Raw genomic sequence first — 2139 nt, 5'->3', positions numbered from 1 at the left:
GGCTTCTGCATCGCCCACACGAGCGCAATCAGCGCGAAGGCGGGCAGGTACATCCACTCCTTGTCGGGCCGCTCGGCCGCGGGCAGCTCGATGCTGGCGATCGCGAAGCCCTGCTCCAGGCCCAGCTTCTCGGCCGGGCTGCCGAAGCGCACCGCCGCCACCTGCACCTGATCGCCCAGCGTCATCACCGTCAGGCCCATCTTGCCCAGACGCTCGCGCGCGTTGCCCGGCTCACCCAGCGGCAGCAGCACGCCCTTGGCGATGTCCTGCCCCTCGAGGTTCATGCCCTCGACCCACACGCGCAGGTTGCCGTTGCGCGGCGCCGCCTCGACCAGGCGCGTGAGCTCGGTCGGCGCCACCTCGTCGTAGGGCGGATACACCATGTCCATCCAGAAGCCCGGACGGAACAGCGTGAAGGTCACCAGCAGCAGGATCAGCGTCTCGTGGAGGCGGGTCTTGGCGATGAAGAAGCCCTGCGTGGCCGCGGCGAACATCATGCTCGCCACCGTCGCGCTGACGATGGTCATCACCAGGTGGAAGGTGTCGGTGATGCCGATGAGCAGGATCTGCGTGTTGAAGATGAACATGAAGGGCAGGATCGCCGTCCGTGCGCTGTAGCCGAAGGCGGTCAGGCCCGTGCGCATCGGCTCGCTCTTGGCGATGCCCGCCGCGGCGTAGGAGGCCAGCCCCACCGGCGGGGTCACGTCGGCCATGAGCCCGAAATAGAACACGAACAGGTGCACCGCGATCAGCGGCACCAGCAGCCCGCTCTGCGCCCCCAGCTCCACGATCACCGGCGCCATCAGCGTCGACACCACGATGTAGTTGGCCGTGGTCGGCAATCCCATGCCCAGCACCAGGCAGATCACCGCCACCAGCACCAGCATCACCATCAGGTTGCCGCCCGAGAGCACCTCCACGAGCTCGGTCATCGCCAGGCCAATGCCGGTCAGCGTCACCGTGCCCACGATCACACCCGCGGTGGCGGTGGCGATGGCGATGCCGATCATGTTGCGCGCACCGGTCACCAGCCCCGAGAACAGGTCGTGAAAGCCGTGCTTCGTGGCCTCGCCCAGTGCGCCGTGGCCGCGGAAGAAGGCGAACAGCGGGCGCTGGGTGACGAGGATGAACATCAGGAACAGCGTCGCCCAGAACGCCGACAGCGCGGGCGAGAGCTGCTCGACCATCAGGTTCCAGATCAGCGCCGCCACCGGCAGCAGGAAGTGCAGGCCGGATTTGAGCGTGGGGCCGATCTCGGGCAGATACGCCATCTTCTCGCCGGGCTTTTCCATATGGAGCTCGGGGTACTTCGCCCCGAAGCGCACGATCGCCACGTAGGCCGCGAGCATGAGCGCGCCCACGACGACGAAGGCCGCCTCGCCGAAGGCGCCCTTCATCCAGCCGAAGCCCCAGTACACCACCGCCGACAGAATGATCACGCCCGACACCGTCATCAGCGTACTGATCACCGCGCGCTGCCAGGGCAGCGGCTCGCGCCGCGGCAGGCCCTGCAGCTCCATCTTGAGCGCCTCGAGGTGCACGATGTAGAACAGCGCGATGTAGGAGATCAGCGCGGGCAGGATCGCGTGCTTCATCACCTGCACGTAGCTGATCCCCACGTATTCCACCATCAGGAAGGCGGCCGCGCCCATCACCGGGGGCATGATCTGGCCATTCACGGACGAGGCCACCTCGACCGAGGCCGCCTTGTCGGCGCGGTAGCCCACGCTCTTCATGAGCGGGATGGTGAAGGTGCCTGTGGTGACCACGTTGGCGATCGACGAGCCCGAGATCAGCCCGGTGCTGGCCGAGGCCACCACCGCGGCCTTGGCCGGACCGCCGCGCAACCCGCCCAGCAGCGCAATGGCCGACTTGATGAAGTAGGCCCCGGCGCCCGCGGTCTCGAGCAGCGCGCCAAAGAGCACGAAGAGAAAGATGAAGCTCGTCGACACCCCCACGGCGACGCCGAACACGCCCTCGGTGGTGAGCCACATGTGGCTCATGCCCTTGGCGAGCGAGGCGCCACGGTGTGCGATCACCTCGGGCATGTAGGGGCCGAAGAAGATGTAGATCATGAACACCGCGGCCAGGATCACCATGGGCAGGCCCAGCGCGCGGCGCGCGGCCTCGAGCAGCAGC

Annotated in this window: 1 protein-coding gene; it reads right to left on the bottom strand. The window is 67.5% G+C overall.

The window, feature by feature from the left end; translation table 11 throughout:
• Positions 1-2139 (bottom strand): TRAP transporter permease (locus tag ACPT9U_RS17550; RefSeq protein ID WP_435751898.1); only part of this gene is annotated, 2139 nt, incomplete at both ends.

The organism is Thauera sp. AutoDN2 (assembly GCF_051280715.1).
GTDB lineage: Bacteria > Pseudomonadota > Gammaproteobacteria > Burkholderiales > Rhodocyclaceae > Thauera.
The sequence above is the reverse complement of the archived record's forward strand: the minus strand, read 5'-3'. Positions and strand labels throughout refer to the sequence as shown.